Origin of the sequence: Streptomyces nanshensis (assembly GCF_001751255.1) — a bacterium.
Lineage (GTDB): Bacteria > Actinomycetota > Actinomycetes > Streptomycetales > Streptomycetaceae > Streptomyces > Streptomyces nanshensis_A.
In genome coordinates, this window is sequence record NZ_LJGW01000293.1 from 1 (window position 1) to 21,294 (window position 21,294).

The following is a 21,294-nucleotide window of genomic DNA, read 5'->3' on the forward strand; positions in this document are numbered from 1 at the left end:
TGCGAAAATAGAGAATTTAGTTCAGTCAATACACCGCATCCGCCCTCGTGGCCGGTGTTCAACGCGGCCAGCAGATCCGTCACTTCGGCTCCCCGCACCTCGCCGACGACCAGCCTGTCCGGGCGCATCCGCAGCGCCTGCCGGACCAGGTCCTCCAGCGCGACCTTGCCCGCGCCCTCCTGGTTCGCCGGACGGGCCTCCAGCCGTACGACATGGGGGTGGTCGGGACGCAGTTCGGCCGAATCCTCGGCGAGCACGATCCGTTCCTCCGGCCCCACGAGCCCCAGCAGCGAACTCAGCAACGTCGTCTTGCCCGAGCCCGTACCACCGCTGATCAAGAACGAGAGCCGTGACTCCAGCACCGCCCGCAACAGCCGCTCGCCGCCCGGAGGCAGCGTCCCGGCGGCGACCAACTCCGCGAGGCTGAACGCCTTGTGACGCACCACCCGCAGCGAGAGGCAGGTCGATCCCACGGCCACCGGCGGCAGGACGGCGTGCAGCCGGGTGCCGTCCGGAAGCCGGGCGTCCACCCACGGCCTGGCGTCGTCCAGCCGCCGTCCGGCGGAGGTGGCCAGCCGCTGGGCGAGCCGCCGTACCGAAGCCGCGTCGCGGAAGCGCACGTCGGTACGTTCCAGGCCCCTGCCGCGGTCGACCCACACCTCGTCGGGACGGGTCACCAGCACATCCGTGACGTCCGGCTCCGCGAGCAGCGGTTCCAGCGGACCGGTGCCCACCATCTCCGACCGCAGCGCCTCCACCACGCCCAGCACCGCGCTGTCGCCCAACAGCCGTCCATGCGCCCGCAGCGCCGCTGCGACCCGTGCGGGGGTGGGCTCCGCGCCCGTCTCGGCGAGCGTTCGGCGCACCACGTCGAGAAGCGTGGGCTCCTGCTCCGCCCCAACTGCCGTACTCCCGGCCGCTCTTCCGACGGCCGCGGGCTCCAGCAACCCAGGCCCCGTACCGTCCCTACGGTGCCCGGCCGGCGCCTGCCGCTGACTCGCGCTCATACGGCGACACCTCCGCCGCTCACTCCGCCGCTCAACGCCTGCTCCCAGAAGTCCCGGCAGAACCGGGCCAGCATGCCGCTCGGTCGCGCACCCGGCGGCACACCGCGCTCCGCGGCCTCCAAAAGGCCGGGCTCCCAGGGCAGTTCACCGGCGAGCGGCAGCCGCAGCAGCCGCGCGACCTCCTCCTCGTCCAGGCCCGGCCCGTACCCGCGGGAGCCTCCGGGGCCGCCTGGCGTACGCACCACCGCCCGCAGATCGCGCAGCACCATCTGCGTACGCGAGGCGACACGGTGCGCCGCAGCCACGGCACGCACCTCCGCCGGCACCACCAGCAGCCCCAGGTCCGTCTGCGCCAGCGCCTCGGCCACCGTCTCGTCCACGCCCCGCGGCAGATCGACCACGACCACGCCACCGCGCCGCCGCGCGGCGGAGATCACGGATCTCATCGCGTCCGCCGGGATCAGCACGGAGTCCCCCCGGTCCCAGCTCAGCACGCTCAAGTCGTGCAGTTTCGGCAGCGATTCCTCGAGCGCACCGCCGCCGACCCGGCCCCGCGACTCCGCGAACGCCGGCCATCGCAGCCCCTCCGTTCTCTCTCCGCCGAGCAGTACGTCGAGACCGCCGCCGAGGGTGTCGCCGTCGACGAGGACGGTGCGCTGCCCCACCCGCGCGGCCGTGACCGCGAGGGCGCAGGCCAGCGTCGACGCCCCTGCGCCGCCGCGCCCGCCCAGCACTCCGACGGTCAGCGCGGGGCGGCCGACGGACTCGGTCGCGTCGGCGATACGGCCGGTCAGCCAGCTCTCGGCATCGGGCAGCATGACGACGCCTTCGGCGCCGATGCGGGCGCCGCGCTCCCAGACCCCCGGATCGTCCAAGTCCTTGCCGACGAGCAGCACTCCCGCCCTGCGCCGGATTCCGGATGGCTCTCCGCCGGAGGTGCCGCCCAGACCTTGGGCACCCGCGCAGTCGTCGCCGACAAGGACGAGGGGCGCCTTCTCCCAGGACTTCGCTCCGCCCCACCCGGCCCATGCCGTCCGGTCCCGAGGCGCTCCATGCACAACTTCCGCTTCTGCCCCGGCCGCTGCACACAGCCTCAGCAGATCGTCAAGGAGTTCTTCGTCCTCAGTGACAATCAGAATGGTTTCAGCCACGTTCCAGACCCCCTTCGCGCTTCACAGGCTCACTCCCGCAAACACCTGCGGGAGCCGTCGGGAATCACCCTGCGGGGAACGCGAAAAGCTCGGTGATCATGGTCCAAAACTGTGGACATGCCTCGGGTTGTGAATAACTCCGTCACCCCTCCTGGCGACTCCCGGAGAGCAGTCCGGCGACTACACTGAGTTACTGATCCAGCGATGCCCGCCGCGGGCCAACGAAGATCGCCGAGGGAGGGGAAAACGATCAGTGAAAGGCAGAACAGGCCTTGGACATGCGACGACCCCCGCCGGGGGGGAGAGCGGGGGTCGTCCCCAGGGCCGACTCGGGGGGGGAGGAGTCGGGCCGGGTTAGCACGGTCGCGAACGATCCGTGACTTCCATGGTGTACCCGAGGGCCTTCTCAGGCAAACCCACGCGCCCCAGCTTACGCCGAATGGTTGGCGCCTATGCTCGCCTTCGTGGAAAACCTAGCGATGCGCCGCACAGCCGCGTTCTTCGATCTGGACAAGACGGTCATTGCGAAGTCGAGCACGCTCGCCTTCGGCAGATCCTTCTACCAAGGTGGCCTGATCAATCGCCGTGCCGTACTCCGCACCGCCTACGCGCAGTTCGTATATCTCCTCGGGGGCGCGGACCACGACCAGATGGAGCGGATGCGGGAGTATCTCTCGGCGCTGTGCCGGGGGTGGAACGTCGAGCAGGTCAAGGAGATCGTCGCCGAGACGATCCACGACCTCATCGACCCGATCATCTACGACGAGGCGGCCTCCCTCATCGAGCAGCACCATCTCGCGGGCCGCGACGTCGTCATCGTCTCCACCTCGGGGGCCGAAGTCGTGGAACCCATCGGGGAGTTGATCGGTGCCGACCGGGTGGTGGCGACCCGCATGGTCGTCGAGGACGGCTGCTACTCGGGCGAGATCGAGTACTACGCCTACGGGCCGGCCAAGGCGGAGGCGATCGCCGCGCTCGCGGAGTCCGAGGGGTACGACCTGAGCCGGTGCTACGCCTACAGCGACTCGGTCACGGACATCCCGATGCTGGAGGCGGTCGGGCATCCCTGCGCGGTCAACCCCGACCGTGCGCTGCGCAAGGAGGCACTCGGCCGCGAGTGGCCCGTGCTCAGCTTCTCCCGTCCCGTCCGGCTCAAGGAGCGCATCCCCAGCCTGTCGATGCCGTCCCGGCCCGCGCTGGCGATCGCCGCCGCGGCGGTGGGAGCGGCGGCGGCCACCGCCGGACTGGTCTGGTACACGACACAGCGCAGGGGCGCCCGTTTCGATCGGCTTTGAGGGAACTTCGAGGGAAAAGGCAAAGACCAGGAGCCAGGGGTTCCACATCGCGGCGGCGCGCAGTACAAAGGAGTTGACGGCCCGCGAGACCAGCGGCAAAGGAGAACTTGCCGGTACGCACAAGGCCCCACGGACCGCCTCGCATGAATATCGGGCACCCACGCGACGCTGGGCCCGCGAATCGGGCGAATCCGCCAGGACCGGCGAAGTCCCGGCCTGACGGGAACTGAGAGAGCACGCACTGGTAACCCGGTATCCGTGCCAGCGGCGGCACCGTCCACGGCGGTGTCGCCGCAACTCGTGCTCCCCCGGCGTGCGGACGTCCGCTGCGCGCTATGCCGCGCCGCGCTGCAGCGCCTCGCACACCGCCGTCGTCTCGCGCGCACCCAGCTCAAGGGCCTTGCCGCAGTGGGCGATCCAGGCGGCGACCCCCTCGGGCGTCCCGGACGCGTAGCCCTCCAGCGCCTGCTCGTACGCCTGCCGGCCCTGTTCGGCCTGGCCGACCTCGGCGGGGCAGACCGACTTGGGGTCGAGGCCGCTGCCGACCAGTACGACGCGTTCGGCCGCCCGCGCGACGAGCCCGTTGGCGGAGACGAACGGCCGCAGCGTCGCCAGTTCGCCGTGGACGACCGCGGCGAGCACCAGCGCCGGTGCCTCGCTGCCGTCCGCCACGATGCGAGCGAGCGCGTCCAGACGGGCCGCCACCTCGTCCGCGTCCGGCAGTGCGCCCTCCCCGCCGGTCGTGCTCGACGGGCCGGGTCCCGTCACCGGCTCGCCTGCGAGGCGCGGCCTGCCCACCGTCTCGTCGGGCGCGGCGCCCCCCGCCGCGACGAGGTGCAGACGCGCGAGCACACGGAGGGGCGACTGCGGCCATACGTCGAGGAGTTGGCCCGCCTCCGCCGTCGTACGCAGCGCCGCTCCGACCGTGCGCGGCTCGCCCTCGGCGCCGAAGTCCGTACGCCGCCGCAGCTCCTCCAGCACCCAGTCGGCCCCTTCGAGCGCGGCGGAGGCCCGTGCTCCGCGCAGCACCGCCTCGGCGCTCACCTCGCTGCTGCGCCGGCGCATCACACGGTGGCCGTAGATCCGGTCCACGGCCTTCCGTACGGACTCCACGGCGTCCTGGACACCGGGCAGCGTCCCGAGCGGAGCGAGGGGATCAGCGGGGCTACTCATGCGTGAGACCCTACGCGTCGCCGACGTCGCAACTCCCGTCGCACGAACGAGTGGTCCTTCCCACGCCTGCCCGGCACCCACCCCGGTCGCACCCCTACGCTCCTGTTCATGAAAATCGCTTTCGTCGGCAAGGGCGGCAGTGGCAAGACCACGCTGTCCTCACTCTTCATCCGTCAGCTCGCCGCCGCACACGTCCCCCTCGTCGCGGTGGACGCCGACATCAACCAGCACCTGGGCACCGCGCTGGGGATGGACGAGTCCGAAGCGGCCGCGCTCCCTTCCATGGGCGCCCAACTGCCCTTGATCAAGGACTGGTTGCGGGGTACGAACCCCCGTATCGCCTCGTCCGAGACGATGATCAAGACGACGCCGCCGGGCACCGGCTCGCGCCTGCTGCGGATCACCGAGGACAACCCGGTCTACGACGCGTGCGCGCACCGCCTCGCGCTGGAGGGCGGCGAGGTACGGCTGCTGGTCACGGGGCCCTTCACCGAGGCCGACCTGGGTGTCGCCTGCTACCACTCCAAGACCGGGGCCGTCGAGCTGTTCCTGAACCATCTCGTGGACGGGCGCGAGGAGTTCGTCGTCGTCGACATGACCGCGGGGAGCGACTCGTTCGCGTCCGGGATGTTCACGCGCTTCGACATGACCTTCCTGGTGGCCGAACCGACGCGCAAGGGCGTCTCGGTCTACCGCCAGTACAAGGAGTACGCGCGGGAGTTCGGCGTCCCGTTGCGCGTGGTGGGGAACAAGGTGCACAGCGAGGACGACCTGGAGTTCCTGCGGGAGGCGGCCGGTGACGATCTGCTGGTCGCCTTCGGCCAGTCCGGCTGGGTCCGCGCCATGGAGAAGGGCCGGCCGCGTCCGCTCGCGGAGCTGGAGCCGGAGAACCGCAGTGCGCTGGCCGTGCTCCACGAGGCCGCAGACGCGTCGTACGAGCGTCGCGACTGGCGGCGCTACACACGGCAGATGGTGCACTTCCACCGGCGCAACGCCGAGAGCTGGGGCAACGAGAAGACGGGCGCGGACCTCGCCGCCCAGGTCGACCCGGACTTCGTACTCGGCGAGCAGACGACGCCGCAGCCCGTCTGAGCGGCGCCCGACGCCCCGTACGGCCGGCGGCACAGCACCCGAACGGGCAGGCGGTGGACGGAGGTTGACCGGCCTCCGTCCACCGCCTGCACCGTGAGATGTGTACGGACGGCTCACTGACGCTTGGTGCCGCCGGCCCCGTGACCGGAGAGCAGCTTCGTCGTCCGTGCGTCCTTGCGGAAGGTCTTCCAGCCGCCCGCGGGCTTCTCGCCGACCCCGAGCTTGCGGAGCTTGGCCAGCGTTCCCGGGTCCTGGGCGTCGAGCCACTCGACGAGCTGGCGGAACGAGACGCAGCGGACCTCCTGCTTGCGGCAGACCGACTTCATCACGCTCTCGACGGCGTCCATGTACACACCGCCGTTCCAGTCCTCGAAGTGGTTGCCGATGACCATGGGTGCGCGGTTGCCCTTGTAGGCGCGCTCGAAGCCCTTCATCAGACCCTGGCGCATCTCACGCCCGTACGAGGCGTGCTTCGCGACGGGACCGTGGACCGTCCCGGACTGGTTCGCCAGGAAGTTGTAGTCCATGGAGAGGGTCTCGAACTTCCGCCCCGGCACGGGGACTTCCTGGAGCGGTACGTCCCACAGGCCGCCCTTCTTGCCGGGCCAGACCTGGGTCCCGTTGCCGCTGGAGTCGTAGCGGAAGCCCATCTGGCGGGCCGCGCTGAGCAGATTCTGCTGGCCCTCGAGGCAGGGGGCGCGGCCGCCGATCAGTTCCTTGTCGTAGTCGAAGGGAAGAGGTGCCTCGCGCTTGAAGCCCGTGGTCGTCTTCCAGTGCTCCACGAACCACTTGGCCTGGCGTATCTCGCTCTTCCACTGGTCGGCGGACCAGCTTCCGACACCACGGGGGCCGCAGAAGTGGCCGTTGAAGTGGGTGCCGATCTCGTTTCCGTCGAGCCATGCCTTGCGTACCTCGCGCAGGGTGGCCCGAATGTTCTTGTCCTTGAGGTAGCCGATGTCGGAGGCGCCGCTCGCGTGGCCGGGGGGCGCGTACCGGTGGGACTTCGCCTCGGGGAGGGCGTATATGCCGCTGAGGAAGAACGACTGCGAGGCGCCGTAGCGCTTGCCCGCCTTGCGGAAGCGGGAGAAGAGCTTCTTGCCGTCCTCGCCGGCTCCGTCCCAGGAGAAGACGACGAACTGCGGCGGCTTGCCGTTCTTGCCGAGCTTCCGCGGCACGGGCTGGTTGGGCTGCCGGCCGGATATGGAGGTCGAGCCGTCCCCGATGACGCGGGCCTGCTGCTCGGGCTTCTCCTCGGGGGCCGAGCTGCCCTGGCCCTCCGGGCTTCGCGTGGTCTCGCCGGCACACCCGCTCATGACCACGGTGAGCGCCATGCCCGCCGATATGCCCACGAGCCACCGTCGTGTGGCTGTCATCGGATCACCTCACCCTTGTCGATGTCGCTCCGTAACGGATCAACTCCGGTACGTGATTCAAAGCTGACATCTTTCGCATAACGGGCAACTCGGGAGAGGTTCCGGGGTGACGTCTTCACCCTCCGGGCGCAGCCGCGGCACACGCTCCGCACCGCCGGCGAAGGGGATCTCGAACGCCTCGACGACAGGTCTAAACCATTTCGTCACCAGCTCTTGTCACATGGGCACGAGGGCTGATGAGCTAGGCCGGAGTCCAAGGTCCGGGCAGGATCGGGGCCTTGGGACGAGACACAACAGACACCCTGGGAAAGGGAGATGTCGTGAGCAACGAAAGCCTGGCCAATCTGCTCAAGGAAGAGCGGAGGTTCGCGCCGCCCGCCGACCTGGCCGCCCAGGCCAACGTCACCGCCCAGGCGTACGAGCAGGCGAGTGCTGACCGGCTGGGCTTCTGGGCCGCACAGGCACGCCGGCTGAGCTGGGGCAAGGAGCCGACGGAGACGCTGGACTGGTCGGACCCGCCCTTCGCCAAGTGGTTCAAGGACGGCAAGCTCAACGTCGCGTACAACTGCGTCGACCGGCACGTCGAGGCGGGCAACGGCGACCGGGTCGCGCTGCACTTCGAGGGCGAGCCCGGCGACACCCGCACCATCACCTACGCCGAACTCCAGCGCGAGGTCTCCCAGGCCGCGAACGCCCTGACGGAGCTGGGAGTTCAGGCCGGCGACCGCGTCGCGGTCTATCTGCCGATGATCCCGGAGACCGTCGTCGCGATGCTGGCCTGCGCCCGCATCGGCGCCCCGCACTCCGTCGTCTTCGGCGGCTTCTCCGCGGACGCGCTGGCCACCCGCATCGAGGACGCCGACGCACGCGTCGTCATCACCGCGGACGGCGGCTACCGCAAGGGCGGCGCCAGCGCGCTCAAGCCCGCCGTCGACGAGGCGCTGACCCGGCCGGGCACCGAGAAGGTCCGCAACGTCCTCGTCGTACGGCGCACAGGGCAGGACGACATCGCCTGGACCGAGGGCCGCGACGTGTGGTGGCACGACGTCGTCGGGCGGCAGAGCGACCAGCACACGCCGCAGGACTTCGACGCCGAGCACCCGCTGTTCATCCTCTACACCTCGGGCACCACCGGTAAGCCGAAGGGCATCCTGCACACCACCGGCGGCTACCTCACGCAGGTCGCCTGGACCCACCACGCCGTCTTCGACCTCAAGCCCGAGAAGGACGTCTACTGGTGCACGGCGGACGTCGGCTGGGTCACCGGGCACTCGTACATCGTCTACGGGCCGCTCGCGAACGGGGCCACGGAGGTGCTCTACGAGGGCACTCCGGACACCCCGCACAAGGGCCGCTGGTGGGAGATCGTGCAGAAGTACAAGGTCTCCCTGCTCTACACGGCGCCCACCGCGATCCGCGCCTGCATGAAGTGGGGCGACGACATCCCGGCCAAGTTCGACCTGTCGTCGCTGCGCATCCTCGGCAGCGTCGGTGAACCGATCAACCCCGAGGCGTGGATCTGGTATCGGCACCACATCGGCGGCGACCGTACGCCCATCGTCGACACCTGGTGGCAGACGGAGACCGGCGGCGTCATGGTCAGCCCGCTGCCCGGCGTCACCGAGACCAAGCCGGGCTCGGCGCAGCAGGCGCTGCCGGGCATCTCCGCCACCGTCGTGGACGACGAGGCCAACGAGGTGCCCGACGGCGGAGGCGGCTACATGGTGCTCACCGAGCCGTGGCCGTCGATGCTGCGCACGATCTGGGGCGACGACCAGCGCTTCCTGGACACCTACTGGTCGCGCTTCGAGGACAAGTACTTCGCCGGCGACGGTGCGAAGAAGGACGACGACGGCGACATCTGGCTGCTGGGCCGCGTCGACGACGTCATGCTCGTCTCGGGGCACAACATCTCCACCACCGAGGTCGAGTCCTCGCTCGTCTCGCACCCCAAGGTCGCCGAGGCCGCGGTCGTCGGCGCGACGGATCCGCAGACGACGCAGGCCATCTGTGCGTTCGTCATCCTGCGCGGTTCGGCCGCCGAGGACGAGGGGCTGGTGGAGGAGCTGCGCGCCCATGTGGCCAAGCAACTCGGCCCGATCGCCAAGCCGAAGAAGATCCTTCCGGTCGCGGAGCTGCCCAAGACCCGTTCCGGAAAGATCATGCGGCGGCTGCTGCGGGACGTCGCGGAGAACCGTGCGCTCGGCGACGTCAGCACGCTGACCGACTCCTCCGTCATGGACCTCATCCAGGAGAAGCTGCCGAGCGCGGCGAGCGAGGACTGACGCGGGACGGACGCGGGGACGCGCCATCCCACAGGTGTGGAGGGGCATTCGGCGGCGCCGGGTGCCCCTCCCCCGTGAGCGGCCGTCCGCCGACTCCGTCAACACCGGGGCACCGGCGGGCGCTTGTCGCAGTGGCCTCCCGGGCACACGTGCCGCACGATGGTCCGGCATGATCGGACGGTGCGACGGTTCGACGGGGTCCGGCGGTGAGGCCGGGGCCGACGCAGAGACGCAGAGAGGGAGTCACCGATGAGTTCTGCCGACGACGGCCGCAGCCTCGGCCAGTTGGTCGCCTCGGCCACCACCGAGTTGTCCGCGCTGGTGCACGACGAGATCGCACTGGCCAAGGCGGAGATCCGGCAGGACGTCAAGCGCGGCATCGTGGGCGGCGGCGCCGCGACGGTCGCCGGGGTGCTGCTGCTCTTCTCGCTGCCCGTGCTGAGCTTCGCCGCGGCCTACGGGATCCACAACCTCGGCCTGGGGCTTGCCTGGTCGTTCCTGATCGTGGGGGGCGCGTACATCTTCGTCGCGCTCGTCCTGCTGCTGCTCGCGCTGCGGAAGTTCAAGCGGATCAAGCCCCCGGAGAAGTCGATCGCGTCCGCGAAGCAGACGGCGTCCGTGCTCTCGAAGGCCAAGCCTCATCCGCGGACGGGCGGGGACGCGGCGATCAACGGGGACGCCGCCGTACGGGGCGGAGCGCGACTGGAGAAGCAGCCCAAGAGCCCCACTCCTGCCTGACGGCCGGCGGCGCGGGGCCGTTCCGTACGGGGGTGATCCTGCGCGGTCCCGTCCCACGCGCCGTGCTGTGAGCGGGTGTTGGGCAGGCGGTCCGAGCGGCCCGTGCGGGCCCTGAGCGCGGCGTGTGGGCGAGCGGAAGTGTGACAGGCTCGTCGTATGACCCATCCAGCAGGTCCGGCGAACCTGATCCGCCCCGAAGGTCCCTGGACACACCGGGACGTGGCGGCGAACGGTGCCCGCTTCCACATCGCCGAGGTGGGCGACGGACCTCTCGTACTGCTGCTGCACGGATTCCCGCAGTACTGGTGGACGTGGCGGCATCAGCTCACGGCGCTCGCGGACGCCGGTTTCCGTGCCGTGGCGATGGATCTGCGCGGCGTCGGCGGCAGCGACCGCACGCCCCGCGGCTACGACCCGGCCAATCTCGCGCTCGACGTCACGGGTGTGATCCGCTCCCTCGGCGAACCCGACGCGGCCCTGGTCGGGCACGACTTGGGCGGCTATCTGGCCTGGACGGCCGCGGTGATGCGGCCGAAGCTCATCCGGCGTCTCGCGGTCTCCGCGATGCCCCATCCGCGGCGCTGGCGTGCGGCGATGCTGGGCGACATGCGGCAGACGAGGGCGGGCTCGTACGTCTGGGGCTTTCAGCGGCCCTTCGTACCGGAGCGCCGACTCACCGCGGACGGCGGGCGGTTGGTCGGCGAGCTGGTACGCCGCTGGGCCGGTCCGCGGCTGCTGGAGCAGCCCGACGCGGACGAGGCGATCACGCGGTACGAGCAGGCGATGTGCGTGCCGTCGACGGCGCACTGCTCGGTCGAGCCCTACCGCTGGCTGGTGCGGTCGATGGCGCGGCCGGACGGCTTTCAGTTCAACCGCCGGATGAAGCGGCCCGTACGGGTGCCGACGATGCAGATGCACGGCGCGCTGGATCCGGTGCTGCGCACCCGCAGTTCGGCCGGTTCGGGGCAGTACGTCGAAGCCCCGTACCGCTGGCGGCTGTTCGACGGCATCGGGCACTGGCCGCACGAGGAGGACCCGGCGGGCTTCTCCTCGGCGCTCGTCGGCTGGCTGCGGGATCCGGAACCGGACCGCTGAGCGGAGCCGGCGAACGGCCCGACGGACGCTCCCGGACAAGGCGCCCGGACGGGCCGCGAGCGGCGGACGAACAGGGCCGCGGTGCAACGGACGCGCTCGTCCTCACCACCGTCAACACCCGCCGCACGTACGGGTTTTTGATGGTTCGTCAGACGGTTACGGCCCCGGGTTCAGGGCAGAAGGCGCTGTATGGGCTGGACGCACGACTACCGTGACCTGGCACGTGACCGCAGCGGGCGGAGGGGGGCGATGCTCGGTCAGCGCGTGTGGCGCTTACGCCCCGAGAGAGCCGGCGGTGTCATCGAGCCCGGAATCCCCCGGCTGTTGAGCCGCAGGGCACGCTGGTTCGGTGCGCGTCTGCGGAACCAGCGGCTGAGCTGACCGGCCGCTTCCGGCATCCCGGCCGTCACGGCGGACGGCCGCCCGGCGTCCCTGCAACGCTGCGTCCCCGTACCGCTGCATCCCTGCCACTCGTACGTGTTCACATGGCACAGCCCTGGCTGTCCGCCTGCCGTACGGCGGTCCGGCCGCGCTGTGCGTCGCCGCGCACCTCGTCCGCTGTGAGCGCGTACCCCGTACGGGAGTTGTCGAGGGACTTGGCGAAGACGACGCCGTAGACCTCGCCGCCCGGGGTGAGCAGCGGGCCGCCGGAGTTACCCTGCCGGATGGTCGTGTAGAGGGAGTAGATGTCACGGCGTACCGTGTCCCGGTGGTAGATGTCCGGGCCGTCGGCGCCGACGCGGTCGCGTACGCGGGCGGAGCGCACGTCGAAGCCGCCGTTCTCCGGGAAGCCCGCGACGATCGCACCGTCGCCCCGGCCGGCCTTCCGCGAGGCGAACTTCAGGGCGGGGGCGTCCAGCGTGGGCACGTCCAGGACGGCGACGTCACGCCTCGGGTCGTAGAGGACGACGCGCGCGTCATGGATCCGGCCGACGCCGCCGATCTGCACCGTGGGCTCCCGAACGCCGCCCACGACATGGGCGTTGGTCATCACACGGTGCCGGGCGAAGACGAAGCCCGTGCCCTCCAGCACCTTCCCGCAGCGCGTCGCGTCGCCGACGACCTTCGCGATGCTCTGCTTCGCGCGGGCCGCGACGGGGCTCTTCGCCAGCTTCGGGTCGGGAGCGGGGACCGCCCTGATCGGCTCGTCGGAGAAGGGCGAGAAGACCTGCGGCAGCCCGTTCTGGGCGAGCGTCGAGGAGAAGTCGTTGAACCAACTGTCGGCCTGCGGCGGCAGCACCCGCGAAACCCCCAGCAGCACACTGGAGTTGCGCACCTGCTTGCTGAGCGTCGGCAGTGACGTACCGGCCAGCGCCGACCCGATGAGCCACGCCACCAGCAGCATCGCCAGGACGTTGACGAGGGCGCCGCCCGTGGCGTCCACGGCCCTTGCCGGGGACCATGTGATGTGCTGCCGCAGCCTGTTGCCCAGATGTGTGGTGAACGCCTGGCCGACCGAGGCGCAGACGATGACGATGATCACCGCCGCGACCACGCCGACGGGGCCGGGCGGGGTGCCGTCCGTCACGGCGTTCCACAGCGGGGGCAGCACGAGGATCGCGGCGAGGCCGCCGCCGACGAAGCCGATCACGGAGAGGATTCCGACGACGAAGCCCTGTCTGTAGCCGATGACGGCGAACCAGACGGCGGCCAGCAGGAGCAGGAAGTCCAGCGCGTTCACGAAGTTCACCGTCTCATGGGGAGTAAGGAGCGCTTCCGTCGCGGTCGGTCCGTACGTACGCGGCCGCGGTGCCGGGACGGGAACCGGGGCTCCGCGCACGCTGCCGCGTCATCCCCGGCGGTCGATCCGGTCGATCTGGTCGATCGTCACACGGCGGGTGCGGTCCCACGGGCGTTCCCAGCCCGCGTAGTGCAGCAGCCGGTCGATGACGCCCGCGGTGAATCCCCACACCAGCGCGGGGCCCACGTCGAAGGCCGGGGCGGAGTACCCGGAGGGGTGGACGGCCGTCGCGCGGTTCTCCGGGTTCGTCAACTCCTCGACGGAGACGGTGAAGACGCGTGCCGTCTCGGCCGGGTCCACCGGTGCGACGGGCGTCGGACGGCGCCACCAGCCGAGGACGGGCGTGACGACGAAGCCGCTCACCGGGATGTAGAGCGCGGGCAGCGTCGCGAAGAGCTGTACGCCCGAGGGGTCGAGGCCGGTCTCCTCCTCAGCCTCGCGCAGGGCAGCCCGGAGCGGACCGTCGCCGTCCGGGTCGCCGTCCTCGGGGTCGAGGGCGCCGCCGGGGAAGGAGGGCTGGCCGGCGTGCGAACGGAGGCTCGACGCCCGTTCCATCAGGAGCAGTTCGGGCCCGTCGGCTCCCTCGCCGAAGAGCACGAGCACGGCGGACGGGCGGCCCGCGCCGTCGGCGGGCGGCAGAAACCGGCTGAGCTGGCGGGGCTCCACCGAGGCCGCGACGTCCGCGACGGGCTCCAGCCAGCCGGGCAGACCGCGGTCGCTGAAGTGAACGACGGGGCCGGCGGCGGCAGTCGAAGCCCTCCCCGAGTCCACGGACGGGTCCACGGCCGAGTCCGAGTCCGCGTCCGCAGCCGCCTCCGCTGCCGGGTTCGTACGGGAACGGCTCACCGCGCGGCCCCGGCGGCACCCTGGCCGGCGTTGCCGCCGAGCGGGGGCGCGGGACGGCCCGGGTAGTCGGGCGGCGGCTTGAGCCGCTGGCCCGGCAGTCCGCCCATCTCGTACTTGAGCAGCTTCCGCGCCTTCTCCGGATCGAGCTCGCCCTCCCCGTACGAGGGGCAGAGATGCGAGATGGGGCAGACCCCGCAGGCCGGCTTCCGCGAGTGGCAGATGCGGCGGCCGTGGAAGATCGTCCGGTGCGAGAACATCGTCCACTCGCTCTTCGGGATGATCTCCGCGATCTCGGCCTCGACCTTGTCCGCGTCGGTCTGCTCGGTCAGCTTCCAGCGGCGTACGAGGCGGCCGAAGTGGGTGTCGACCGTCAGACCGGGGACGCCGAAGGCGTTGCCGAGGACGACGAACGCCGTCTTGCGCCCGACGCCCGGCAGCGACACCAAGTCCTCTATGGTGTCCGGCACTTCACCGCCGAACCGCTCGCTGATCGCCGCCGAGAGCCCGAGCACCGACTTGGCCTTGGCGCGGAAGAAGCCGGTGGGACGCAGGATCTCCTCCAGCTTCTCCGGGTCGGCGGCGGCCATGTCCTCGGGCGTCGGGTACGCGGCGAAAAGGGCGGGCGTCGTCTGGTTGACCCGCAGGTCCGTCGTCTGGGCGGAGAGGACGGTGGCGACCAGGAGCTGGTACGGGTTCTCGAAGTCGAGCTCGGGGTGCGCGTAGTAATAGACCTCGCCCAGCTCGCGGTTGATGCGGCGGGCACGGCGGACCATGGCGAGATGGGACTCGGGCTTGGCGGACGTCTTCGCGGGCGCCTTCGCCGGCGCCTTCGCGGAGGACTTCTTCGTGGCGGCGGCCTTGGCCGTCGCACCGGCCGCCGTACCAGCCGCTGACTTCGCCGTCGCCTTGGCCGCTCTCTTCGCCGGTGCCTTCCCGGCCGCGGCCTTCTTCGCGGCGCCTCCCTGCGCGCCCCCGGCGGAGGCGGCGCCCGCGCCGTTTGTCCGGCTTGCCCTCTTGACGGGCTCCTGTTCGCCCACAGCGGAATCTCCCATCGCACTCACCCGCCCGGTCCCGCCCCGCCTGTGCTCACCGGGGCATCACGGGGTATCGGGCACTCGGCCAGCGTAGAGGGGCCCGCTGACATCCGCCCCGCACGAAGGCAATTCCCGGCCCGATCAGCCCCCTGCCTTCGGGAGGCCGGGGGCCGTGCGTCAAACTTGTGACTGATCGCACTGTTTCACCGTCCGGCATCATGGGGTGCGAGGTCCCCTTCCGGGACCGGGGAGGGTGCAGCCCTCGGCCCTTCGGACCTGAAGCGGGCCCCGGGGCCTGGGGAGACGCCGTCCCCCGGCCCGTGGGAGCCTTGTGAGGCCCCCTGGGGACCCCATTGGGCTAGGTCGACAAGGAGAGAACTCGTGGACGACGTTCTGCGGCGCGCCCCGCTCTTCGCGGCGCTCGATGAGGAGCAAGCCGCTGAGCTGCGCGCCTCCATGTCGGAGACCACGCTCGCTCGTAGTGAGGCCCTCTTCCACGAGGGCGACCCGGGCGACCGTCTCTATGTAGTCACCGAAGGGAAGGTCAAGCTCCACCGCACCTCCCCTGACGGCCGGGAGAACATGCTGGCCGTGCTCGGCCCCGGTGAGCTCATCGGCGAGCTCTCCCTCTTCGACCCCGGCCCCCGTACGGCGACGGCCTCCGCCCTGACGGAGGTCAAGCTGCTCGGCCTGGGCCACGGCGACCTCCAGCCCTGGCTGAACGTCCGCCCCGAGGTGGCCTCCGCGCTGCTGCGGGCCATCGCGCGCAGACTGCGGCGTACGAACGACTCGATGTCGGACCTCGTCTTCTCCGACGTGCCCGGCCGGGTGGCCAAGCAGCTCCTCGACCTCTCCCGGCGCTTCGGCGTGCAGTCGGAAGAAGGCATCCACGTCGTGCACGACCTCACGCAGGAAGAGCTGGCGCAGCTCGTCGGCGCCTCGCGCGAAACCGTGAACAAGGCGCTCGCCGACTTCGCCGGCCGCGGCTGGCTGCGGCTGGAGGCCCGTGCGGTGATCCTGCTCGACATCGAGCGGCTGGCGAAGCGGAGCCGCTGAGCACCCTGAGCCCGGTGCGGCTGAGGGCCGCCGGCTCGGTACGCATGACTCGATACGGCATGACTCGGCAGGCATGAGGGGCGTCCCGCGCGGGGCGCCCCTCGGTCATGCCGTACGAGCCGTTCCCGGTCGGCCGTTTCTCGGTCAGACGTGCCCCGGGCCGCGTTCCCGCAGGTACGCGAGCTGGGCGCGGACGGACAGCTCCGCGGCGGGCCACAACGAGCGGTCGACGTCCGCGTACACGTGCGCGACGACCTCCGGCGCCGTGCCGAATCCCTGCCCGACCGCGGCCTCGACCTGGGCGAGGCGTTCCGCGCGGTGTGCCAGATAGAAGTCGAGGGCGCCCTGGGCGTCCTCCAGTACGGGGCCGTGCCCCGGCAGCACCGTCGAGACCCCGTCGTCCACGGTCAGCGAGCGCAGCCGCCGCAGCGAGGCGAGGTAGTCGCCGAGCCGTCCGTCGGGGTGCGCGACGACCGTCGTACCGCGTCCGAGCACGGTGTCGCCCGTCAGCACGGAGCCCTCGTCGGGCAGATGGAAGCAGAGCGAGTCCGCGGTGTGGCCCGGGGTCGGCACCACGCGCAGCTCCAGCCCGCCCGTGCGGACGACGTCGCCCGCGGCGAGGCCCTCCTCTCCCAGGCGCAGCGCGGGGTCGAGCGCACGCACCGGCGTACGCGACAGCTCGGCGAAGCGGGCGGCGCCCTCCGCGTGGTCGGGGTGGCCGTGGGTGAGGAGCGTGAGGTCCACGCGCTTGCCCAGGCGCTCGGCGGTCTCGAGCACATGCCGCAGATGCCCCTCGTCGAGCGGGCCCGGGTCGATGACGACGGCGGAGCGCGCGTCGGGTTCGGCGAGGATCCAGGTGTTGGTGCCGTCCAGCGTCATCGCGGACGGGTTGGGCGCGAGGACGCAGTGGGCGCGGGCGGTGGCCCGGCCGCTGAGTACACCCCCGCGCGGCTGGCCGGGCAGGGCGGCGGCGTCGGTCATGCGGGGCCGCCCTCGCCGTCCCGGGTGTCGACGCGCTTGGTGAACTCGTCGTAGCCGGGCCAGCTCAGCACCACCTGCCCGTTCTCCAGCCGCGCCCGCGCCAGTACGGGCGCCAGGTCGCGCGCCTCGCTCGCCGCGAGCGCCTCGCCCGCCGTACGGAACGAGGCGAGCTGGCGCAGCGTCGCGATCGTGGGCGGCATCATCAGCAGCTCGCCCCGGTCGTAGCCCTCGGCGGCCTCGGCGGGACGGGTCCAGACCGTACGGTCCGCCTCGGTGGAGGCGTTGCGCGTGCGCTGGCCGTCGGGCAGCGCGGCGACGAAGAACCAGGTGTCGTAGCGGCGCTTCTCGAACTCCGGGGTGATCCAGTGCGCCCACGCGCCGAGCAGATCGCTGCGCAGCACCAGGCCGCGCCGGTCGAGGAAGTCCGCGAAGGACAGTTCGTGGTCGGCGAGCGCCGCGCGGTCGCGTTCCCAGTCCTCGCCGGTGGTGTCGCCGACGACGCTCGTGGCGTCCGGCCCGGCGAGCAGCACGCCCGCCTCCTCGAACGTCTCGCGGACGGCGGCGCAAACGATGGCCTGTGCGGTGGCCTCGTCCGTACCGAAGCGCTCGGCCCACTCCCTGCGCGAGGGGCCCGCCCAGCCGTCGTCCGGGCGTCCGCCGGAGCGCCGCTCTGCGAACGGCCGCTCCCCGTACGGCTGTCGACCGGCGGACTCGCCGACGGCGGGCCGTTCCTCCGCGGGCTCGTCGACGGCGGACTGTTCGCCGCCGCCCCAGTGTTCGTCGCGCGGGTCGACGCCGCCGCCGGGATACGCGTACGCCCCGCCGGCGAACGCCATCGACGTACGCCTGCGGAGCATGTGCACTTCGGGCCCCGGCGCCGCCCCGCCGCCGTCACGCAGCAGCATGACCGTGGCGGCCAGGCGCGGGGTCACCGGGGTGATCTCGCCGGCGGCCAGGGCGCGGATGCGCTCCGGCCATTCCGGCGGATACCACTGGCCGTTCGCGGAGGACGACTCGGAGGACGACGAGGACGACATGGACGGATGCTACGGGCACGCTCCGCTCCCGGTCGCCCGGTCCCGCATGGGCGCTCCGCGACGACGCAGGTCACGGCGACGGTGAGGTCCGTCACTCCGGACGGTCGGTCCGGTCGGTCCGGACGGTCACTCCGGCCGGTGTCAGTCCGGCGGTCAGTCCGCCCAGTCGGCCAGTTCGACCACGATCTCGACCTCGACGGGCGCGTCCATCGGCAGCACCGCGACGCCCACCGCGCTGCGCGCGTGCACGCCCCTGTCGCCGAAGACCTCGCCCAACAGCTCGCTGGCGCCGTTGATCACGGTGGGCTGACCGGTGAAGTCCGGGGCGGAGGCGACGAATCCGGTGACCTTCACGACCCGTACGACCCGTTCGAGGCCGCCCGCGACGGAGGCGACGGCCGCCAGGGCGTTCAGCGCGCACGTACGCGCCAGGTCCTTCGCCTCCTCCGGCGTGACCTCCCCGCCGACCTTGCCGGTGAGCGGCAGTTTGCCCTGGACGAGCGGGACCTGGCCCGCGGTGTGGACGTACCGTCCGCTGCGCACCGCCGGCACGTACGCCCCTGCGGGGGTGGCGACTTCGGGCAGCGTGACACCGAGTTCGGCGAGGCGTGAGGCGACGTCGCCGCTCACTGCTTCTCCCGCTTGAGGTAGGCCACCAGTTGATCGGAACCGGTCGGGCCCGGGACGACCTGGACGAGCTCCCAGCCGTCCTCTCCCCAGGTGTCCAGGATCTGCTTGGTCGCGTGCGTGAGCAGCGGCACGGTCGCGTATTCCCACTTCGTCATGGTGCCGAGCGTAGCCCGTCGCCTTGCTGGTTAGGCTCCCGGGAGTGAGCAGGCTGCATGTTGTCACAGGCAAGGGCGGCACCGGGAAGACCACGGTGGCCGCGGCACTCGCGCTGGCCCTGGCCAGCGGCGGGAAGCGGACTCTCCTCGTCGAGGTCGAGGGACGTCAGGGCATCGCGCAGCTCTTCGAGACGGAACCGCTGCCGTACGAGGAGCGCAAGATCGCCGTGGCGCACGACGGAGGCGAGGTCTTCGCTCTCGCCATAGATCCCGAACGGGCGCTGCTGGACTACCTCCAGATGTTCTACAAGCTGGGCAGCGCGGGCCGCGCGCTGAAGAAACTCGGCGCCATCGACTTCGCGACGACCATCGCCCCCGGACTGCGGGACGTCCTGCTGACGGGCAAGGCGTGCGAGGCGGTACGCCGCAGGGACTCCCGCGAACGGCGCGTGTACGACGCGGTGGTGATGGACGCGCCGCCCACCGGCCGCATCACCCGCTTCCTCGGCGTGAACGAGGAGGTCGCGGGGCTCGCCAAGGTCGGGCCCGTGCACAACCAGGCCCAGGCGGTGATGCGGCTGCTCAAGTCCCCCGAGACGGCGGTGCACTTGGTGACGCTGCTGGAGGAGATGCCCGTACAGGAGACCGTGGACGGCGTGGCCGAACTGCGGGGGGCGGGGCTGCCGGTGGGGGCGGCGCTGGTGAACATGGTGCGTCCCCATCTGCTCGACGACGACCTGCTCCGGCAGGCCGACAGCGGACCGGGCGGCGCGCTCGCGGACGCGCTGGCGCGCGCGGGCCTCTCCCGTCCGGACCGTTTCGTCGGACCGCTCGTCGAGCAGGCGCAGGAGCACGCGGAACGCGTCACGCTGGAGCGGGAGCAGCGTTCCGCGCTGGAGAAGCTCGACATGCCGGTCTACGAACTCGGCCTGCTCCCCGAGGGCGTCGAACTCGCCGGGCTCTACCAGCTCGCGATGGATCTGCGGGACCAGTTGCCGGCACGCCAGGAGACGCCATGACGAAGAGCACGAAGGGCAACCGGGCACAGGGCGGTGGCACCGCCGCGCCGGGCGGCGTGCGCGGCGCGCTGCCCAGCGAAGTGGCGCTGCGCGTCGACCCGTTGATCGACGATCCCGAGACGCGGATCGTCGTGTGCTGCGGCGCCGGAGGCGTCGGCAAGACGACGACGGCGGCGGCGATCGGGCTGCGGGCGGCGGAACGCGGCCGGAAGACGGTCGTCCTCACGATCGACCCGGCACGCCGCCTCGCACAGTCCATGGGCCTGACCGAACTGGACAACACACCGCGGCCGGTGCCCGGCGCGGGCACCGGGTCCGATTCCGGCTCCGGTGGCGAACTGCACGCCATGATGCTCGACATGAAGCGGACCTTCGACGAGATCGTCGAGGCACACGCCGACCCGGAGCGCGCCCGCGCCATCATGGCCAACCCCTTCTACGAGTCGCTCTCCGCGGGCTTCGCCGGGACGCAGGAGTACATGGCCATGGAGAAGCTCGGCCAGCTCCGCGCCCGCGACGCCTGGGACTTGATCGTCGTGGACACCCCGCCGTCGCGCTCCGCGCTGGACTTCCTGGACGCGCCGAAGCGGCTGGGCTCCTTCCTGGACGGGCGGCTGATCAAGCTGCTGACGGCGCCCGCCAAGGCCGGCGGCCGGGCGGGGATGAAGTTCGTCAACCTCGGGATGGCCGGGCTGTCGATGTTCACCGGGGCGCTCAACAAGCTGCTGGGCACGGGGCTGTTGCGGGACGTGCAGACCTTCGTGGCCGCGATGGACACGATGTTCGGCGGCTTCCGTACGCGTGCCGACGCCACCTACCGGCTGCTGCAGGCCCCCGGTACGGCCTTCCTCGTGGTGGCCGCGCCGGAGCGGGACGCGCTGCGCGAGGCCGCGTACTTCGTCGAACGCCTGGCGGAGGAGCGCATGCCGCTGGCCGGTCTGGTACTCAACCGCGTGCACGGCAGCGGCGCTTCGGCGCTGAGCGCCGAGCGGGCCCTCGCCCTCGCGGAAAATCTTGAGGAGGGCGGCATTGTGGATCGAGGGCACGGGAAGGGAAACAGGCACGGCGCCCACTCCCCCGGGCGCGGCTCGTCGTACGGCACCGGCACGGACGAGCAGAGCGCGCATGGCGACCATGACGCGTATCACGCGCATGACGTGCACGAGGACATCGGAGAGGACGGCGTTCCGGACTCCACCCCGCGGCCCGAATCCGCGGAAGAGCCGACGGATCACAACGGGCATACCGGGCAGACGGAACAACTCGCGGTCGCTCTGCTGCAACTGCACGCCGAACGCATGCAGTTGCTGACGCGCGAGCGGCGTACGCGCGACCGCTTCACGGCGCTCCACCCCGAGGTCCCGGTGGCCGAGGTCGAGGCGCTGCCCGGCGACGTACACGATCTGGCGGGACTGCGCACGATCGGCGAACTGCTGGCGGACGGTTCCGCGGCCTAGCCGGCACCCGCTCTCGTACGACGGCGGACGCGCACGCGCAGGACGCGCGACGCACAACCCTTCCTGCACCCTCCGGGCACCCTGAGCGTACGTACGTCCGCACGCAAGCACGCCCCGAACTCCCGTGCC

Annotated in this window: 19 protein-coding genes; 8 read left to right on the plus strand and 11 right to left on the minus strand. The window is 71.4% G+C overall.

Annotated elements, in window-relative coordinates; genetic code table 11:
- On the minus strand, positions 1–1,007 hold a 1,007-nt coding region (locus AN218_RS17165; RefSeq protein WP_107421488.1), incomplete at its 3' end, for a TadA family conjugal transfer-associated ATPase.
- Positions 1,004–2,158 (minus strand): septum site-determining protein Ssd, encoded by a 1,155-nt coding sequence (gene ssd / locus AN218_RS17170; protein ID WP_070017768.1) that lies wholly within the window; start codon positions 2,156–2,158, stop codon positions 1,004–1,006. The genes AN218_RS17165 and ssd, both read right to left, overlap by 4 nt.
- Before the next feature lie 452 nt (positions 2,159–2,610).
- On the opposite strand from ssd, the gene AN218_RS17175 reads away from it, so the two are divergent.
- A complete protein-coding gene (locus tag AN218_RS17175; protein WP_070017769.1) occupies positions 2,611–3,453 on the plus strand; it encodes an HAD family hydrolase in 843 nt (280 codons plus the stop codon).
- Between the two features lie 333 nt (positions 3,454–3,786).
- Here AN218_RS17175 and AN218_RS17180 read toward each other — a convergent pair whose 3' ends face one another.
- A complete protein-coding gene (locus AN218_RS17180; protein ID WP_070017770.1) occupies positions 3,787–4,626 on the minus strand; it encodes a Fic family protein in 840 nt (279 codons plus the stop codon).
- A 108-nt stretch (positions 4,627–4,734) separates the two neighbouring features.
- Here AN218_RS17180 and AN218_RS17185 point away from each other — a divergent pair, with 108 nt between their 5' ends.
- Positions 4,735–5,718, plus strand: a complete 984-nt coding sequence (locus AN218_RS17185) for an ATP-binding protein (protein ID WP_070017771.1) — start codon at positions 4,735–4,737, stop codon at positions 5,716–5,718.
- A gap of 113 nt (positions 5,719–5,831) precedes the next feature.
- Here the strand turns inward: AN218_RS17185 and AN218_RS17190 are convergent, their stop codons facing one another.
- On the minus strand, positions 5,832–7,091 hold the full coding sequence (locus tag AN218_RS17190) for a polysaccharide deacetylase family protein (protein ID WP_420855979.1): 1,260 nt from the start codon (positions 7,089–7,091) through the stop codon (positions 5,832–5,834).
- A 320-nt stretch (positions 7,092–7,411) separates the two neighbouring features.
- On the opposite strand from AN218_RS17190, the gene acs reads away from it, so the two are divergent.
- The 3 genes from acs (at position 7,412) to AN218_RS17205 (ending at position 11,209) form a co-directional block, all read left to right on the plus strand.
- Positions 7,412–9,376, plus strand: coding sequence for an acetate--CoA ligase (gene acs / locus AN218_RS17195; protein WP_070017772.1), 1,965 nt, complete (start codon positions 7,412–7,414; stop codon positions 9,374–9,376).
- Between the two features lie 249 nt (positions 9,377–9,625).
- Complete coding sequence (locus AN218_RS17200) at positions 9,626–10,114, plus strand: phage holin family protein (protein ID WP_070017773.1); 489 nt, start codon at positions 9,626–9,628, stop codon at positions 10,112–10,114.
- 156 nt (positions 10,115–10,270) lie between these two features.
- Entirely contained in the window at positions 10,271–11,209 is a 939-nt protein-coding gene (locus tag AN218_RS17205) for an alpha/beta fold hydrolase (RefSeq protein ID WP_070017774.1), read from the plus strand.
- Positions 11,210–11,690: 481 nt separating this feature from the next.
- On the opposite strand, the gene AN218_RS17210 is transcribed toward AN218_RS17205, so the two are convergent.
- From AN218_RS17210 to nth, 3 genes are all read right to left on the minus strand, one after another.
- Positions 11,691–12,890: a MarP family serine protease gene (locus tag AN218_RS17210; protein WP_070017796.1), complete on the minus strand. Its 1,200-nt coding sequence runs from the start codon at positions 12,888–12,890 to the stop codon at positions 11,691–11,693.
- 108 nt (positions 12,891–12,998) lie between these two features.
- Positions 12,999–13,721 (minus strand): NUDIX hydrolase, encoded by a 723-nt coding sequence (locus AN218_RS17215; RefSeq protein ID WP_070017797.1) that lies wholly within the window; start codon positions 13,719–13,721, stop codon positions 12,999–13,001.
- Between the two features lie 71 nt (positions 13,722–13,792).
- A complete protein-coding gene (gene nth, locus AN218_RS17220) occupies positions 13,793–14,848 on the minus strand; it encodes an endonuclease III (RefSeq protein ID WP_171908704.1) in 1,056 nt (351 codons plus the stop codon).
- 363 nt (positions 14,849–15,211) lie between these two features.
- On the opposite strand from nth, the gene AN218_RS17225 reads away from it, so the two are divergent.
- Complete coding sequence (locus AN218_RS17225; RefSeq protein ID WP_028438501.1) at positions 15,212–15,886, plus strand: Crp/Fnr family transcriptional regulator; 675 nt, start codon at positions 15,212–15,214, stop codon at positions 15,884–15,886.
- 144 nt (positions 15,887–16,030) lie between these two features.
- Here AN218_RS17225 and AN218_RS17230 read toward each other — a convergent pair whose 3' ends face one another.
- The 4 genes from AN218_RS17230 to AN218_RS35500 all read right to left on the minus strand — a co-directional run bounded on the left by AN218_RS17230 (position 16,031) and on the right by AN218_RS35500 (position 18,689).
- Positions 16,031–16,867, minus strand: a complete 837-nt coding sequence (locus AN218_RS17230; RefSeq protein ID WP_070017776.1) for an MBL fold metallo-hydrolase — start codon at positions 16,865–16,867, stop codon at positions 16,031–16,033.
- The gene (locus tag AN218_RS38290) at positions 16,864–17,904 is read right to left on the minus strand and encodes an NUDIX hydrolase (RefSeq protein ID WP_244900498.1); all 1,041 of its coding nucleotides are present in this window, start codon (positions 17,902–17,904) and stop codon (positions 16,864–16,866) included. Before AN218_RS38290 ends, AN218_RS17230 begins: the two co-directional genes overlap by 4 nt.
- 153 nt (positions 17,905–18,057) lie before the next feature.
- The gene (locus AN218_RS17240; protein ID WP_070017777.1) at positions 18,058–18,534 is read right to left on the minus strand and encodes a RidA family protein; all 477 of its coding nucleotides are present in this window, start codon (positions 18,532–18,534) and stop codon (positions 18,058–18,060) included.
- Entirely contained in the window at positions 18,531–18,689 is a 159-nt protein-coding gene (locus AN218_RS35500; protein ID WP_107421486.1) for a Sp36 family protein, read from the minus strand. The genes AN218_RS17240 and AN218_RS35500 overlap by 4 nt, the downstream gene beginning before the upstream one ends.
- Before the next feature lie 44 nt (positions 18,690–18,733).
- Here AN218_RS35500 and bagA point away from each other — a divergent pair, with 44 nt between their 5' ends.
- Both bagA and bagB read left to right on the plus strand, forming a co-directional pair.
- The gene (gene bagA / locus AN218_RS17245) at positions 18,734–19,708 is read left to right on the plus strand and encodes an ATPase BagA (protein WP_070017778.1); all 975 of its coding nucleotides are present in this window, start codon (positions 18,734–18,736) and stop codon (positions 19,706–19,708) included.
- Complete coding sequence (bagB, locus tag AN218_RS17250) at positions 19,705–21,165, plus strand: ATPase BagB (RefSeq protein ID WP_079132267.1); 1,461 nt, start codon at positions 19,705–19,707, stop codon at positions 21,163–21,165. Before bagA ends, bagB begins: the two co-directional genes overlap by 4 nt.
- The last annotated feature ends 129 nt before the right edge of the window (positions 21,166–21,294 follow it).

What these genes read in the sequence shown, in the direction of transcription:
- AN218_RS17185 (WP_070017771.1), top strand. Translation starts at nt 4,735, where the DNA reads ATGAAAATCGCTTTCGTCGGCAAGGGCGGCAGTGGCAAGACCACGCTG.
- AN218_RS17180 (WP_070017770.1), bottom strand. Translation starts at nt 4,626, where the DNA reads ATGAGTAGCCCCGCTGATCCCCTCGCTCCGCTCGGGACGCTGCCCGGT.
- nth (WP_171908704.1), bottom strand. Translation starts at nt 14,848, where the DNA reads ATGGGAGATTCCGCTGTGGGCGAACAGGAGCCCGTCAAGAGGGCAAGC.
- AN218_RS17190 (WP_420855979.1), bottom strand. Translation starts at nt 7,091, where the DNA reads ATGACAGCCACACGACGGTGGCTCGTGGGCATATCGGCGGGCATGGCG.
- bagB (WP_079132267.1), top strand. Translation starts at nt 19,705, where the DNA reads ATGACGAAGAGCACGAAGGGCAACCGGGCACAGGGCGGTGGCACCGCC.
- AN218_RS35500 (WP_107421486.1), bottom strand. Translation starts at nt 18,689, where the DNA reads ATGACGAAGTGGGAATACGCGACCGTGCCGCTGCTCACGCACGCGACC.
- AN218_RS17200 (WP_070017773.1), top strand. Translation starts at nt 9,626, where the DNA reads ATGAGTTCTGCCGACGACGGCCGCAGCCTCGGCCAGTTGGTCGCCTCG.
- AN218_RS38290 (WP_244900498.1), bottom strand. Translation starts at nt 17,904, where the DNA reads ATGTCGTCCTCGTCGTCCTCCGAGTCGTCCTCCGCGAACGGCCAGTGG.
- AN218_RS17175 (WP_070017769.1), top strand. Translation starts at nt 2,611, where the DNA reads ATGCTCGCCTTCGTGGAAAACCTAGCGATGCGCCGCACAGCCGCGTTC.
- AN218_RS17230 (WP_070017776.1), bottom strand. Translation starts at nt 16,867, where the DNA reads ATGACCGACGCCGCCGCCCTGCCCGGCCAGCCGCGCGGGGGTGTACTC.
- AN218_RS17205 (WP_070017774.1), top strand. Translation starts at nt 10,271, where the DNA reads ATGACCCATCCAGCAGGTCCGGCGAACCTGATCCGCCCCGAAGGTCCC.